This window comes from Lysobacter sp. MMG2 (assembly GCF_016735495.2).
Lineage (GTDB): Bacteria > Pseudomonadota > Gammaproteobacteria > Xanthomonadales > Xanthomonadaceae > Lysobacter_J.
In genome coordinates this window covers 193,897-208,579 of record NZ_JAERQY020000003.1, presented here as the reverse complement: position 1 = coordinate 208,579, position 14,683 = coordinate 193,897, and the positions used below count along the sequence as shown (strand labels likewise).

10 protein-coding genes are annotated in these 14,683 nt (G+C 68.3%); 6 read left to right on the top strand and 4 right to left on the bottom strand.

Annotation, left to right across the window (positions count from 1 at the left end; all coding sequences use genetic code 11):
* Positions 1-137 precede the first annotated feature (137 nt).
* The gene (locus JI752_RS12905) at positions 138-560 is read left to right on the top strand and encodes an MmcQ/YjbR family DNA-binding protein (RefSeq protein WP_216964689.1); all 423 of its coding nucleotides are present in this window, start codon (positions 138-140) and stop codon (positions 558-560) included.
* A gap of 109 nt (positions 561-669) precedes the next feature.
* Here JI752_RS12905 and JI752_RS12900 read toward each other — a convergent pair whose 3' ends face one another.
* The gene (locus JI752_RS12900) at positions 670-2,337 is read right to left on the bottom strand and encodes an MFS transporter (RefSeq protein ID WP_216964686.1); all 1,668 of its coding nucleotides are present in this window, start codon (positions 2,335-2,337) and stop codon (positions 670-672) included.
* A 12-nt stretch (positions 2,338-2,349) separates the two neighbouring features.
* The gene (locus tag JI752_RS12895; RefSeq protein WP_216964684.1) at positions 2,350-3,825 is read right to left on the bottom strand and encodes a DcaP family trimeric outer membrane transporter; all 1,476 of its coding nucleotides are present in this window, start codon (positions 3,823-3,825) and stop codon (positions 2,350-2,352) included.
* A gap of 243 nt (positions 3,826-4,068) precedes the next feature.
* On the opposite strand from JI752_RS12895, the gene acs reads away from it, so the two are divergent.
* The 5 genes from acs (at position 4,069) to JI752_RS12870 (ending at position 9,609) form a co-directional block, all read left to right on the top strand.
* Complete coding sequence (acs, locus tag JI752_RS12890; RefSeq protein WP_216964683.1) at positions 4,069-6,021, top strand: acetate--CoA ligase; 1,953 nt, start codon at positions 4,069-4,071, stop codon at positions 6,019-6,021.
* Between the two features lie 156 nt (positions 6,022-6,177).
* Entirely contained in the window at positions 6,178-6,846 is a 669-nt protein-coding gene (locus tag JI752_RS12885) for a response regulator transcription factor (protein ID WP_216964681.1), read from the top strand.
* 48 nt (positions 6,847-6,894) lie between these two features.
* Positions 6,895-7,719 carry a helix-turn-helix transcriptional regulator gene (locus tag JI752_RS12880; RefSeq protein WP_216964679.1) on the top strand — a complete coding sequence of 275 codons (825 nt, stop codon included), beginning with the start codon at positions 6,895-6,897 and terminating at the stop codon, positions 7,717-7,719.
* Between the two features lie 30 nt (positions 7,720-7,749).
* Positions 7,750-8,193 (top strand): VOC family protein, encoded by a 444-nt coding sequence (locus JI752_RS12875; protein WP_216964677.1) that lies wholly within the window; start codon positions 7,750-7,752, stop codon positions 8,191-8,193.
* Between the two features lie 87 nt (positions 8,194-8,280).
* Positions 8,281-9,609, top strand: coding sequence for a sorbosone dehydrogenase family protein (locus JI752_RS12870; protein ID WP_216964675.1), 1,329 nt, complete (start codon positions 8,281-8,283; stop codon positions 9,607-9,609).
* A 3-nt stretch (positions 9,610-9,612) separates the two neighbouring features.
* Here JI752_RS12870 and JI752_RS12865 read toward each other — a convergent pair whose 3' ends face one another.
* Together JI752_RS12865 and cls are read right to left on the bottom strand one after the other, a co-directional pair.
* Entirely contained in the window at positions 9,613-13,068 is a 3,456-nt protein-coding gene (locus JI752_RS12865; protein WP_216964673.1) for a PAS domain-containing hybrid sensor histidine kinase/response regulator, read from the bottom strand.
* A gap of 79 nt (positions 13,069-13,147) precedes the next feature.
* A complete protein-coding gene (gene cls / locus JI752_RS12860; RefSeq protein ID WP_216964671.1) occupies positions 13,148-14,575 on the bottom strand; it encodes a cardiolipin synthase in 1,428 nt (475 codons plus the stop codon).
* Positions 14,576-14,683: the final 108 nt, after the last annotated feature.

Here is a 14,683-nt window from a genome sequence, read left to right as displayed (position 1 = left end):
ACCTGCCCCGGGTGCACCTTCGGCTCACCCGGGCTACATCCCAGGGCTCTTCATGCGTGGCTTCGCAATGGGCCCGCACCGGGCCTTCAGCTCTGCTGACACTGCGCTGTCAGCAGCCCGCGCGCGACAATGCGCCCATGGACACTGCGCGTCTGAAACGCTTCTGCGCCTCCTTCCCCGCGGCGAAGGAGGTCCTGCACGGCGAGCCGTCGAACATCCTCGTCTATTCGGTCGGCGGCAAGACGTTCGCGTACTTCAAGACCAGCCAGCCCGAACGCTGGCGCTTCAGCTTCCGCGCCACGCCCGAGCGCTTCGTCGAACTCACCGACCAGCCGGGTATCAAACCCGCGCGATGGATGGGGCGCTGGTACTGGGTGACGGTCGTCGATGTGCGCCGCGTGCCGGAGGACTATCTGCGCGAGCTGGTGACGTGGTCGTATCAGCGTGCGCTTGGAACGCTGAGCAGGAAGCGGCGACGGGAGCTGGTGGGTGAGGAGGCCTCGGAAGAGGGCTGGCCGCGCACGCACCTCGCACCGTCATCCCGGCGAAGGCCGGGATGACGTTAGAGAAGGGCGAGGTGAACGGAGGCGAGGATGCCTGGCTCCAAACGCCATAAACAACAACGCCGGCGCAAGGCCGGCGTTGTCGCATTTCAACCAACCACCACCCTCAATCGTTCGCGGTGATGTCCACGTCCTTCGTCTCGCGCAGGAACAGCGAGCCGATCACGAACGTCATCAGCGCGATGATGATCGGGTACCACAGGCCGTAATACATGTTGCCGGTGGCCGCGACCAGGGCAAAGGCGATCGTCGGCAGGAAGCCGCCGAACCAGCCGTTGCCGATGTGGTACGGCAGCGACATCGAGGTGTAGCGGATGCGCGTGGGGAACAGCTCCACCAGCCACGCGGCGATCGGCCCGTAGACCATCGTCACGTAGAGCACCAGGATGACCAGGATCAACAGCACCATCGGCTTGTTGATGCGCGCCGGATCGGCCTTCTCCGGATAACCGCCGGCCGTCAGCGCCTTCTTCAGTTCCGCGCCGAAGGCATCGGTCTTGGCCTTGCTGTCTTCCTTGGAGAGCCCGGCGCCTTCGAAGCCGCCGACTTCCACCGCGCCGACGGTGATCCGCGCGACGCTGCCCTGCGGCGCCGGCTGGATCGTGTACGGCACGCCGGCCTTGGCCAGCGCAGCGGTGGCGATGTCGCACGAGTTGGTGAAGACCTTCTTGCCCACCGGATCGAACTGGAACGAGCACGTCGCCGGATCGGCATGCACCACGGCCGGGGCGTTGGTGCTGGCCTCGGCGATGGCCGGGTTCGCGTAGTGCGTGAGGGCCTTGAACAGCGGGAAGTAGGTCAGCGCGGCGATGAGGCAGCCCGCCATGATGATCTTCTTGCGCCCGATCTTGTCGCTGAGCCAGCCGAACACGATGAAGAACGGCGTGCCGATGGCGAGCGCGGCGGCGATCAGCAGCCACGTGGTAGTGGCGTCCACCTTCAACGACTGCGTCAGGAAGTACATCGCGTAGAACTGGCCCGCGTACCACACCACCGCCTGGCCGGCGGTCGCACCCAGCAGCGCCAGCAGCACGATCTTGCCGTTCTTGGAGAAGAAGCTCTCGGTGATCGGCGCCTTGGACTGCTTGCCCTCGGCCTTCATCTGCTGGAAAAGCGGCGACTCGTTGAGCTGCATGCGGATCCACACCGACACGCCTAGCAGGATGATCGACAGCAGGAACGGAATGCGCCAGCCCCAGCGTTCGAACTCTTCCGTGCCCAGGTAGGTGCGCACGCCCAGGATCACCAGCAGCGACAGGAACAGGCCGATCGTCGCGGTGGTCTGGATGAAGCTCGTATACAGGCCGCGCTTGCCGTGCGGTGCGTGCTCGGCCACGTACGTCGCCGCGCCGCCGTACTCACCGCCCAGCGCCAGGCCCTGCAGCAAGCGCAGGACGATGAGGATGGCCGGTGCGGCGAAACCGATCGACGCATAGTTGGGCAGGATGCCGACGAGGAAGGTCGACAGGCCCATGATGACGATGGTGACCAGGAACGTGTACTTGCGACCGATCATGTCGCCGATGCGGCCGAAGAAGATCGCGCCGAACGGGCGTACCGCGAAGCCCGCCGCGAAGGCGAGCAGCGCGAAGATGAAGGCGCTGGTTTCGTTCAGGCCGCTGAAGAACTGCTTGGCGATGATCGCCGCGAGCGAGCCGTACAGATAGAAGTCGTACCACTCGAACACGGTGCCCAGGCTGGACGCGAAGATGACCTTCTTGTGCCCTTGCGTCAGCGGTACGTCTTTGGAGCTGTTTGCGGTGATGGTGGACACGGTCGTTGCCCCTTAGAAGTTGTACTTCACGTGCGTCTGCAGGCGATTGAGGTCGCCGCGGTCGCCGTTCTCGAGTTCACGCTGGCCCCAGATCAGCTCCGCACCGACATCGAGCTTGGGCAGCGGCGTGTAGATCAGGTTCAAGTGCGCCGACTGCGCGCCCTTGGTGATGCCAAGGCCAGTGAAGTCCGTGTCCTGGTCGTACTCGGCGCGCGAGTAGAACAGGTTCGTGCGCAGCTTCGGACTGAAGACATGGCGCCAGCCGACGAAGCCGGCGATGACGTCGATGTTGTCCAGGCCGCGGTTCGGGTTGGTGTCCGGCGCATCGAGCACGGCGTCGTTGTTGAGCGCCAGGCCGAGGTAACGGCCGATGCCGCTGCCGCCGGTGATCATGTAGCGGATGTCGTCGTTCTTGCCGAGGTTGAACTTGCCCGAGACGCTCAGGCCGTAGCCGGTGCTCTCGTCTTCCACGGCCGGACGCGCCGGCGCGGTCGGCGTGGCGGCGACGCCGGCGGCCTGGTACTTCAGCTGCCGGACCAGGCCCGCGATGCCGAAGTGGCCCCAATCACCCTTGAGCGTGTAGCGCCCGGTGAAATCGGGCATCGGACCGTCGTCGCCGGCGACCTGCGCCATGTTGCCGTTGAACGGCGTGAACACCGTTTCCGGGTTCTCCATCGAGAACGACCACGGACCGTTGGTGTAACGCACCTGCGCCTGGCGCACGAACACCGTGCCTTCCGTCGGGCCGAGGAAGTCGACCGTGTCGGGCAGCGCGGCGGTGTCCTGGAAGTTGCTCCAGGTCTGGCCGGCCAGCCAGTTGTTCCATTGCACGTACGCCTGGCGCAGCGTGAGCGCGTAGGTGTTGGTGGCGATCTCGTTGCCGGTGAAGGCAGTGCTGCCGCCGCCGAACAGGTCGAACTCCAGGTACGCCTTGAGCTTGTCGCCGCTGTCCAGGTCGGTGTCGGCGCCGAACCAGAAGCGCGAGAAGTTCACGCCCATGTCGGTGTCGGTGCCGCCTTCGGCCAGATGCCCGCCGCCGACCGGAATCGCCTTGGGCACGTAAAACAGGCGACCGACCGTGCCGTCGGGAATGTCGCCGTCGTTGGTGTCGGTGACCGAGGCGTCCAGCTTGATGAAGCCGCCGTAGTAGAAACGCGTCCCGGGGTTCGCGTTCGGCGTGATCGTCGTGGTCTGGATCGGCTGCACCTTCGGAGCACCCGCCGTTGCCGTGGCCGGTGCGGCCGGTGTCGCCGGCGCGGCGGCCTGCGCGGTCTTCACTTCGCTGATCTGGCTCTGCTGCTGTTGCTGCTGCGCCACCAGCTGCTGGACCATCGCTTCGAGCTGGGCGACACGCGCCTCCAGCTCCTTTTCTTTCGCCGTTTGCGCGAAGGCCATCCCCGGCAACGCCAGCGCGACCAGCAATGCGGCGGCGAGCGGGCGGCGACGGGGCGTCGCGGCCTTCGACGTCGTGGCAATGCTTGCGGACATGATTCCCCTCCCAAAGGAACGCCGGGCCCGATGCTCGGCTCCAGCGAGCCTGCTGGGCCATCGCACTGCACAACCATTCCCCATTGGTCGTAGACGCAGCCCCGGCGCGGTGCTTTACGACTAACGTCTAAACCCCGCCGGATGAGGCTTAACAGCGAATGCGGCACACTGGCGTGCCGGCCGCCCGCGCGGCGGCGGGAATGCCCTTCGCCCATGACTTCGACGCTGTCCCGGAGCACGCCAATGAACCACCCCGCCACCGTCTATCCGATCGATCCGGACTTCGCCGCCAAGGCCCGCGTCACGCGCGAGGACTACGAGCGCCAGTACGCCGAATCGGTGAAGGATCCGGAGGCGTTCTGGGGCAAGGTCGCCAAACGGCTGGACTGGTTCGTCGCGCCCACGAAGATCAAGGATGTCAGCTACAACCTCGATGATTTCCACATCCGCTGGTACGAGGACGGCGAGCTCAACGCCAGCGTCAACTGCCTGGACCGCCACCTCGCCGAACGCGGCGACAAGACCGCGCTGATCTTCGAGGCCGACGATCCGGCCAAGCCCGCCGAGCACGTCACCTACCGCCAGCTGCACGAGCGCGTGTGCAAGCTCGCCAACGCGCTGCGCTCGCTGGGCGTGCGCAAGGGCGACCGCATCACGATCTACCTGCCGATGATCCCGCAGGCCGTGGTGGCGATGCTCGCCTGCGCACGCGTCGGCGCGATCCACTCGGTGGTGTTCGGCGGTTTCGCGCCGCAGTCCATCGCCGACCGCGTCGCCGACTGCCAGAGCAAGCTCATCATCACCGCCGACGAAGGCTTGCGCGGCGGCAAGAAGGTGCCGCTGAAGGCGAATGTGGACGCCGCGCTGAAGATGCCCGGCACCAACACGGTCGAGACCGTGCTCGTCGTGCGCCACACCGGCTCGGCGGTGGACATGCAGATGCCGCGCGACCGCTGGTATGACGCTGTCGTCGACGACCAGCCGGCCGAATGCGCACCCGAACGCATGAACGCGGAAGACCCGTTGTTCATCCTCTACACCTCCGGTTCCACCGGCAAACCCAAGGGCGTGCTGCACACCACCGGCGGTTATCTCGCCTACGCCAGCTACACGCACGAGACGGTGTTCGACCTGCGCGAGGACGACATCTACTGGTGCACCGCCGACGTCGGCTGGGTCACCGGCCACAGCTACATCGTCTACGGCCCGCTGGCCAACGGCGCCACCGCGCTGGTGTTCGAAGGCGTGCCGAACTACCCGAGCGTGTCGCGCTTCTGGGAAGTGATCGACAAGCACAAGGTCACGATCTTCTACACCGCGCCCACCGCGATCCGCGCGCTGATGCGCGACGGCGACGAGCCGGTGCAGAAGACCTCGCGCGCCTCGCTGCGCCTGCTGGGCACCGTGGGCGAGCCGATCAATCCGGAGGCGTGGCGCTGGTATTACGAAGTGGTCGGTGATTCACGCTGCCCCATCGTCGACACGTGGTGGCAGACGGAAACCGGCGGCATCCTCATCACGCCGCTGGCGGGGGCGATCGACCTCAAGCCCGGTTCCGCGACCAAGCCCTTCTTCGGCATCCAGCCCGCGCTGGTCGACGCCAACGGCACGCGCCTGGAAGGCGAGGCCGAGGGCAACCTGGTGCTGCTGGATTCCTGGCCGGGCCAGATGCGCACCGTTTACGGTGACCATCAACGCTTCATCGACACCTACTTCCGCACGTACCCGGGCACGTACTTCACCGGCGACGGCTGCCGTCGCGACGCCGACGGCTATTACTGGATCACCGGCCGCGTGGACGACGTCATCAACGTCTCCGGCCACCGCATCGGCACGGCGGAAGTGGAAAGCGCGCTGGTCTCGCATCCGAAGGTCGCCGAGGCGGCGGTGGTCGGCTTCCCGCACGACATCAAGGGGCAGGGCATCTACGCCTACGTGACGCTGATCGCCGGCGAGGTGCCGACCGATGAACTGCACAAGGAGCTGATCGCGCACGTGCGCAAGGAGATCGGCCCCATCGCCACGCCGGACCATCTGCAATGGGCGCCGGGCCTGCCGAAGACGCGTTCGGGCAAGATCATGCGCCGTATCCTGCGCAAGATCGCCGAGAACGCGCCGGACCAGCTGGGCGACACCAGTACGCTGGCGGACCCCAGCGTGGTGGAATCGCTGGTGAAGGAACGGCGCGTGCCGTGAGGCGCGGCTGACGATTCTGCGCAGACAGCGTATCTGGCACGCTGCGTCATCCCCGCGAAGGCGGGGATCCAACTCGAACCGCGTCACACCCGCCGGAGAGCGGAGTCGACTCTGATACCTGGATTCCCGCCTTCGCGGGAATGACGAGCCAACCCCATGCCCACACTCCTCATCGCCGACGACCACCCGCTGTTCCGCGAAGCCCTGCGCGGCGCGGTCGCGCGCGTGCTGCCCGACGCGCAGCTGCGCGAGGCCGACAGCGTCGAGGCGCTCTACACGCTGGTCGAAGCCGAGCCGGACGCCGACCTGCTCCTGCTCGACCTCAACATGCCCGGCGCGCAGGGCTTCAGCGCGCTGGTGCACCTGCGCGCGCTGCATCCGCAGCTCCCCATCGTGGTGGTGTCCGCGCGCGAGGAACCCACGGTGATGCGTCGCGCGCTCGACCACGGTGCGGTCGGCTTCATTCCAAAATCCGCCGACGCGGCGACGCTGGGCGAAGCCATCACGCGCGTGCTCGACGGCGACCGCTGGGCGCCGGCGGTGGCGTTGTCCGCGCCGGCCGCGCATGCCGACGAGCACGACGCCGCGCAACGCCTGCGCGACCTCACGCCGCAGCAGTTCCGCGTGTTGCAGATGCTCGGCGCGGGTCTGCTCAACAAGCAGATCGGCTACGAGCTGGGCGTGTCGGAGGCCACCGTGAAGGCGCACGTCACCGCGATCCTGCGCAAGCTCGGCGCCAGCAACCGCACCCAGGCGGTGCTGATCGCAGGCCGCCTCGCGCTGGACCCCAGCGCGATCGTGCCCCCGCCCGAAGAAGTCGACTGACCCGCTCCGCGACGGCGCCTTGCCCGCCCCGGGTGTAGGCTCCGCACCATGCGCCCGTCGCGCCCCATCGCCGCATTGCGCCCCTTCGTGCAGGCCGTCTGGTCGCGTGAGGCTTCCTTGCATGTGGCGCCGCATCGCGAACACGTACTGCCGTCCGGCACGATGCACCTGTCGGTTCGCCTCGACGCGCCGTTGCGGCTCTATCGCGATGCGTCCGATGCGCACGGCCGATGCGCGGGTACGGCGACGCTGGCCGGGGCACGCGACGGCTTCTACGCGAAACACGCCGATGGCGCTGCGTCCGTCGGCGCGGTACTGCGTCCCGGTGCGATGCAGGCGCTGTTCGGTTGCGATGCCGATGCACTGCACGGGCAACACGTCGCGCTCGAAGACCTGTGGAATCCGCTCGACGTGGAGCGCCTGCGCGATCGCGTGGCGTGCGCGGACGGCGTAGAGCACCGGGCGATCGTGCTGCAGCAGGCGCTGCTTGCGCAGGTGCGGCCGATCCGCGCCATGCATCCGGCCATCGCCCGCGCGATGCAGACGTTGCGTCAAGGTCGGCTCGTGCGCGAGACCGTGGCCGACAGCGGCCTCAGCCATCGCCATTTCCTCCTGCGCTTCCGCGCCGCGACGGGGCTGTCGCCGAAGGAGTACGCGCGCGTCCTGCGCTTCCGGCGCGCGCTCGCGCTGATGCCGGAGCGCGCGCTCGCCGACGTCGCGTTCGCCGCCGGCTACAGCGATCAGGCGCACCTGGCGCGCGAATTCCGTGCGCTCTCGGGACTTACGCCGCAGACATACCGGGCCGGCAATCCGGCCGGTGGCCGCCACGTTGAGGTCAATTTCCTTCAAGACCGTAGCGGCACCGCGCGATAGCGTGGGCCACCTTCATTGCGGAGACCGACCATGAGCACCCGTGAGCTGTTCGCGTACCTGTGCGTGCCCGATGCCGATGCGGCCGTCGCGTTCTATCGCGAGGTCTTCGACGCGCAGGAAACACTGCGCCTGGTCGACAGCGGCGGACGCGTGGGGCATGTCGAAGTCACGCTGGCCGGCACCACGCTGATGCTGTGCGAGCCGTACCCCGAGTACGGCATCGCGCCGCCGCAGGCGTCGGCACCGTCGTGCGTCACATTGCATGTGCATGTGGACGACGCCGATGCGGTGATCGCGCGCGCCCTGGCCCGCGGCGGCGAGTTGGTGATGCCTGCGCGCGACCAGTTCTACGGCGAGCGCTCCGGCGTGGTGCGCGACCCTGCGGGCCATCGCTGGAACATCGGCCACAGCATCGAGGACGTGACCGCACAGGAGATGCAGCGGCGTTTCGTCGCGCTCACCGAGCCGTGCTGACCCACGCATCCCGCTGAACCGCAGCCTGCACCGATCACGTCCGATCCACGCCGTCTGGCGTACTGCTGCAGACCGATTCCGTAGCGGATGCGCGCCGTGAATGCCGTGAGAAAAGCCATCGCCTTCGCACTGTTTGCAAGCCTGGCCGGCTGCGGCGGTGAGGCCCAACTGCGTGGCGGCGAAGACACCGGGAAGAAGCCGACGCTCGCGGCGCCGGAATCCTCCGCGATTCCCACCGTGCACATCGCGCCCGCGAAGGGATGGGGCGTGGGCGAGATGCCGGTGCCGGCCGCGGGCCTTGAAGTGAAGGAATTCGCGAGCGGCCTGGATCACCCGCGCTGGCTGTACGTGCTGCCCAACGGCGATGTGCTGGTCGCCGAGAGCAACGCACCGCCGGGCAAGCGTGGCATCGGCGGGATCAAGGGCAAGGTGATGGGATCGGTGATGAAGCGTGCCGGCTCCGGCGTGCCCAGCGCGAACCGAATCACGTTGCTGCGCGATGCCGACGGCGATGGCGTCGCGGAAACGCGCTCTGTCTTCGCGCAGGGACTCAACTCGCCCTTCGGCATGGCGCTCGTCGGCGACACGTTGTACGTGGCCAATGCCGATGCGCTGGTGAGATTCGCGTACACCACGGGGCAGCAGCAGGCCAGCGCCGCCCCGCAGAAGGTGCTCGACCTGCCCGGCAGCGGCGACCAGCTCAACCATCACTGGACCAAGAGCCTGGTGGCCTCTGCGGACGGCAAGCAGCTGTTCGTCGGGGTGGGCTCCAACAGCAACATCGCCGACAACGGGATGGAGGCGGAGATCGACCGCGCCGCCGTGCTCGTCATCGATCCGGCCACGGGCTCGCGGCGCGTGTTCGCGAGCGGGCTGCGCAATCCCGTTGGATTGGCATGGGAGCCGAACACCGGCGCCCTGTGGGCCGTGGTGAACGAGCGCGACGAACTGGGCAGCGATCTGGTGCCCGACTACCTCACGCGCGTGGATGCCGATGCGTTCTACGGCTGGCCTTACAGCTACTGGGGCCAGCACGTCGACGCGCGCGTGAAGCCGCAGAAGCCGGACCTGGTGGCGCGTGCGCGCGTGCCGGATTTCGCGCTGGGTTCGCACGTGGCGCCGCTGGGGCTGACCTTCGCGCGCGGGCAGAAACTGGGCGACGGTTACGCCGACGGCGCCTTCGTCGGATTGCACGGCTCCTGGAACCGCAAACCGCTGTCGGGCTACAAGGTGGTCTTCGTGCCGTCCGCGAATGGACAACCCCGCGGCACGATGGTGGACGTGCTCACCGGCTTCCTCGATGCGCAGGAGAACGCGCGCGGTCGCCCGGTCGGCGTGGCGATCGCACGCGACGGTGCGCTGCTGGTCGCCGACGACGTCGGCAACGCCGTGTGGCGCGTGAGTGCTTCGCGCTGAGGGTCACACCTGCACGGCCTGACGCTGCGCGGCGAGGAAGGCGCGCAGCGAGGCCGGTTTCACGGGCTTGGTGAGCACGCGGCAGTTATGCTCGCGCGCGGCGAGCTTGAGCGCGTCGCTGCCGTCGCCGGTCAGCAACGCGGCGGGCAGAGGACGTCCGCATTGCGAACGCAGCGAATCGATCACGCCGAGCCCATCGAGACGGTCGTGCAGGTGATAGTCCACCAGCGCCACGTCCGGATGCTCGGACAACAGCGCCAGCGCTTCGTCGGCATTGGCGGCGGTGAGCGGCACCACGCCCCAGCGTTGCAGCAGACTGCGCATGCCGTCGAGGATCTCGCGATCGTTGTCCACGCACAGCACGCGCAGTCCGGCCAATGAATCGCCGCCCATCACCAGGTGCGGCTCGGGCGTCGGCGCGGCGTACATCGTGCGTCCGAAGGGCACGGTGATCGAGAACACGCTGCCGATGTTGACGCGCGATCGCACGCGCAACGGGTGTTCGAGCGTGCGCGCGACGCGTTGGCAGATCGACAGGCCCAGGCCGAGGCCGCGCTCGCCCGCAGTGCTGGGCTGCTCGAAGCGGCGGAACTCGTCGAAGATCTGCGACAGGTGATGCTCGGAAATCCCGGGCCCCGTATCCCACACCTGCAATTCCACCGCGCCATCGCGCACGCGAGCGGCGATCAGCACGCCGCCTTCGCGCGTGTAGCGCAACGCGTTGGCCAGGAAGTTCTGCAGCGCACGCCGCAGCAGGCGGCGGTCGCTGCGCACCGGACGCGGTGTGTCCGGCGCGCGCACGCGCAGTTGCAGACCACGGCTGGCGGCCACCGGCGCGTACTGCGCCACGAGCTCGCGCAGAAGCTCGTTGACGTCGAAGTCGGTGATCTCGATGCGCAGTGCGCCGGCATCCAGGCGCGAGATGTCGAGCAGACCGTCGAGCAGGTCCTCGGCGGCGCGCAGCGAGGCGTCGACGCGTTCGGCCAGGTGCGCCTGCTCCACGGCGTCCGGCGTCTCGCGAAGCGCGCTTGCGAACAGCCGTGCGGCGTTTAGCGGTTGCAGCACGTCGTGGCTGATCGCGGCGAGGAAGCGCGTCTTGGACTGCTGCGCCGCTTCGGCTTCGCGCGTGCGCAGTTCCACGCGCTGCTCCAGCGTTTCGTTGACTTCGCGCAGGCCCTGTTCGGCGCGCTTGTAGTCGGTGACGTCGCTGTAGGTGGTGACGTAGCCGCCGGGCAGCGGGCGACCGCGCATTTCGATCACCTGTCCGTTGGCGCGCACGCGTTCGAACACATGCGGCGCGCCGGCGCGCAGGTGGGCGAGGCGACGACGCACCTGGTCCTCGATGCTGCCCGGTCCCATTTCGCCACGCTCGGCATTCCAGCGGATGAGGTCGTTCACCGGCCGACCGACATAGAGCATGCCGTCGGGGTACTCGAACAGCTCCTGATAACGCCGGTTCCAGGCGACCAGGCGCATCTCCGCGTCGACCACGCTCACGCCCTGGCTGATGTTTTCCAGCGTGGTGGAAAGGATCTGGCGATTGAAGCGCAGCTCCTGGTTCGCCTCGTCGAGCAGCGCGACCACTTCGCCCAGCTCCATGCCCGAGCCGCGCAACGCGGTGGTGAGCGTGAGGCGCGCCGACGCCGCGCCGATCGCGGAGGCGAGCAGGCGCTCGGTGAATTGCGCGAGCGCGCGGTCGGCGGGTTGTTCGGGCTGCCATGCGCGGCCCTGTTGCTGGGCGTATTCCTCGAATGCACGACGCGCATGGCGCTCGCCGACGATGCGCTCGGCCAGCGCGAGCAGTTCGCCGCCGCGAACGCTGCCGGCCCAGCCACCGGGACCGAGCGCGGGGCGCTGCACGTAGGGATCGAGGAAGGGCGCGGCGAGCAGCTGCTCCTGCAGTCGCGGGCGCTGTCGCACCGACACGAAGAGGAACACGCCGACATTGAACAGCAGCGACCAGAACGTACCGTGCGTGAGCGGATCCCACCCGTGCAGACCGAACAGCTGCTCCGGCCGCAGCCAGTCCACGCCGAGCGGGCCCTGCTCGATCCAGCCGCTGCCAAACCAGCCACCGCGCGCCAGCGCCGGCAACAGCAGCGTGTAGAGCCACAGCACCGTGCCCGCGAACAGACCGGCGAATGCGCCCGAACGGCTCGCGCCCCGCCAGTACAGGCCGCCGATCAGCGCCGGCGCGAACTGCGCCACCGCCGCGAACGCCAGCAGTCCGTGCTGCGCGAGCGTGTCCTCGCCTTCGGCGTAGTAGGCCGAGCCGCGGTGATAGCCGTAGGCCATCATCGCCAGCACGAAGATCGTGATGCGACGCACCCACAGCACCTGCTTGTCGATGCCCTGGCTCTCGTGCAGTGCACCGCCGCGCAGCAGCAGCGGCATGACCAGATCGTTGCTCACCATCGTCGCCAGCGCCACGCTGGCGACGATCACCATGCCCGTGGCCGCGGAGAACCCGCCGATGTACACGATCAGCGCCAGCGTCTCCTGTTGCAGCGCGAGCGGCAGGGCGAGCACGTAGGTGTCCGGCGATGCACCGCTGCCGGCGAGCAGCGATTGCCCCGCCAGCGTGATCGGCACCACCAGCAGCGAGATCAGCACCAGGTAACCGCCGAACAGCCAGCGGGCCGGGCGCAGGTCGGACGGGTCCTGGCATTCGACCACCGCGACGTGGAACTGGCGCGGCAGGCAGACGATGGCGGTGAAGGCCAGCAGCGTCTGCGCGACGAATCCCGCCGGCAGCCCCGGCGCCATCACCACCGGCGCGGCCTGCACCATGCGTTCCATCAGGTTGCCCGTGCCCGGCAGGTGCATCAGCGCGAACAGGCCGATGGCGAGGAAGGCCAGCAGCTTCACCAGCGATTCCAGCGCGATCGCCAGGACCATGCCGCGATGGTGCTCGGTCGCGTCGATCTGGCGTGTGCCGAACAAGATCGCGAACGCCGCCAGCAGCAGCGCCACGTAGAACGCGGGGTCCGAGAGCAGCCCCGCATCGCTGGGGACGTCGGCCAACACCTCCACGCTCATCGCCACCGCTTTGAACTGCAGTGCGACGTACGGGACAGCCGCGGTCAACGCCACCGCCGCGACCAGCGCCGCCAGCCCCGGTGCACGGCCGTATCGCGAGGAGAGGAAGTCGGCGATGGAAACGATGCGGTGCTCGCCGGAAATCAGCACCAGCCGCTCCAGGATCCGCCAGCCGAAGGCCAGCATCAGCAGCGGCCCCAGGTAGATCGGCAGGAAGCCCAGGCCCGTGCGCGCGGCCGTGCCCACCGCGCCGTAGAACGTCCACGAGGAGCAGTACACCGCCAGCGCGAGCGAATAGACGGCCGGCCGCAGCCAGCGCGCGCGCGGCGTGGTCTCGCGCTGGTCGCCGAAATAGGCGACCGCGAACAGCACGCCGACGTAGCCCGCCGACACCAGCAGCAGAATCCAGCCCGGAATCACGTAAGGCCCGCCTCGCAGGTAGACATGGCGAGTGTAGAACGCCGGCGGCGGCCAGGCGCGGCCCCGGCGCCCGGCCGCCCTACATCAGCGAATCGGCCAGCCGCGCCATGCCCTCCACGCTGCGGTGCCAGCGCGGCCGGCGGCGCCAGTCGTGCAGGTCCAGCCACTGGGCGTCGGCGAGGTAATCGCGCTCCACCTCGTGCAGGCGCGCCACCACGGCGGGGTCGTAGCACAGCAGGCCGGCCTCGGCGTTGAGCGCAAAGGAACGGAAATCGAGGTTGATCGAACCGATCAGCGCCACCTCGTCGTCCACGCTCAGGTGCTTGGCGTGCAGGAAGTGCGGCCGGTACAGCGCGATGCGCACGCCGGCCTTGAGCAGCTCGTCGTAGTACGAACGCTGCGCCCAGCGCGTCATGCGCTGGTTGTTGCTCATCGACAGGACCAGCTGCACGTCGATGCCCGACAGCGCCGCCACGCGCAATGCACCCAGCGTCATGTCGTCAGGTACGAAGTAGGGCGTGACGAGCACCACGCGCTTGCGAGCGCGCTGCACCAGCGCGACCACCACGTTGCGTGCGTTCTCGAACGGATACGCCGGGCCGCTCGGCAGCAACTGCGCCGGTGTGCTGCCTTCGACGAGGGTGGGGAATTCGCCGATCACCAGCCGATCGCCCGTCTCGATCAGCCAGTCGCTGGCGAACAGCGCCGCGATCTGCCGCACCACCGGGCCTTGCACGCGCGCGACAAGCTCACGATTCGGACGCTCGCGCACGAACTCCGCGTCGGCGAGGTTCTGCGAACCGATGTAGCCGATGCGCCGGTCGATCAGGGCGAGCTTGCGATGGTTGCGCAGGTCCATGCGCGAGAGGCTGCGCCAGCGCAGTCCGCCGGCGAGCATCGCGCGTACGTCGACGCCGGCCTGGCGCAACGGCCGGGCGAACGCGCGCAGGCCGGGCTTGGCGCCCACCGCGTCGAGCAGCAGCCGGCAGCGCACGCCGCGCGCACTGGCGCGCATCAGTGCCGCCGTCACCGCCTGGCCGACGTGGTCGTCGAACATCAGGTAGTAGAGCAGGTGGACTTCGTCCTGCGCGGCGTCGATATCGGCGATGAGCGAAGCCAGCGACGCGTCGTAATCGTCCAGCAGCGCGACCGTGTTGCCGTGCATCGGCATGAAATCGCCCAGGCGTTCGGCCAGTCGCGCGATGTCGGCCGACATGCCGTGCGCCGCCGGCGTCCAACGCAGCATGGACAGGTCGCGCTGGCGGTCGCGGATCAGCTGCGACGCCAGTGCCTGACGCTGCCGGCGCTGCTTCGCCAGCCATGGGTGGCCAAGCAGCAGATAAAGCGGCAGCCCGAACAGCGGCAGGAAGCCGACCAGCAGCAGCCAGGTGCGCGCCGCCGCGGGCGGACTCTTCACCGGAATCCACGCCAGTGCGGCGAGGCGGATCAGCCAGTCGAGCAGCAACAGCCAATAGCCCGGGTGCAGTTCGATGCCCATGGGCGGCATTGGAGCATGAGACCGGGATGCCCGCATCGGGCCGGAAAACGTGCTGATCCTGCCTGCGAATTTCTCACGTGGCGGCCTTCGCGTTGCTCGATCAGCCTGCGGGACCCT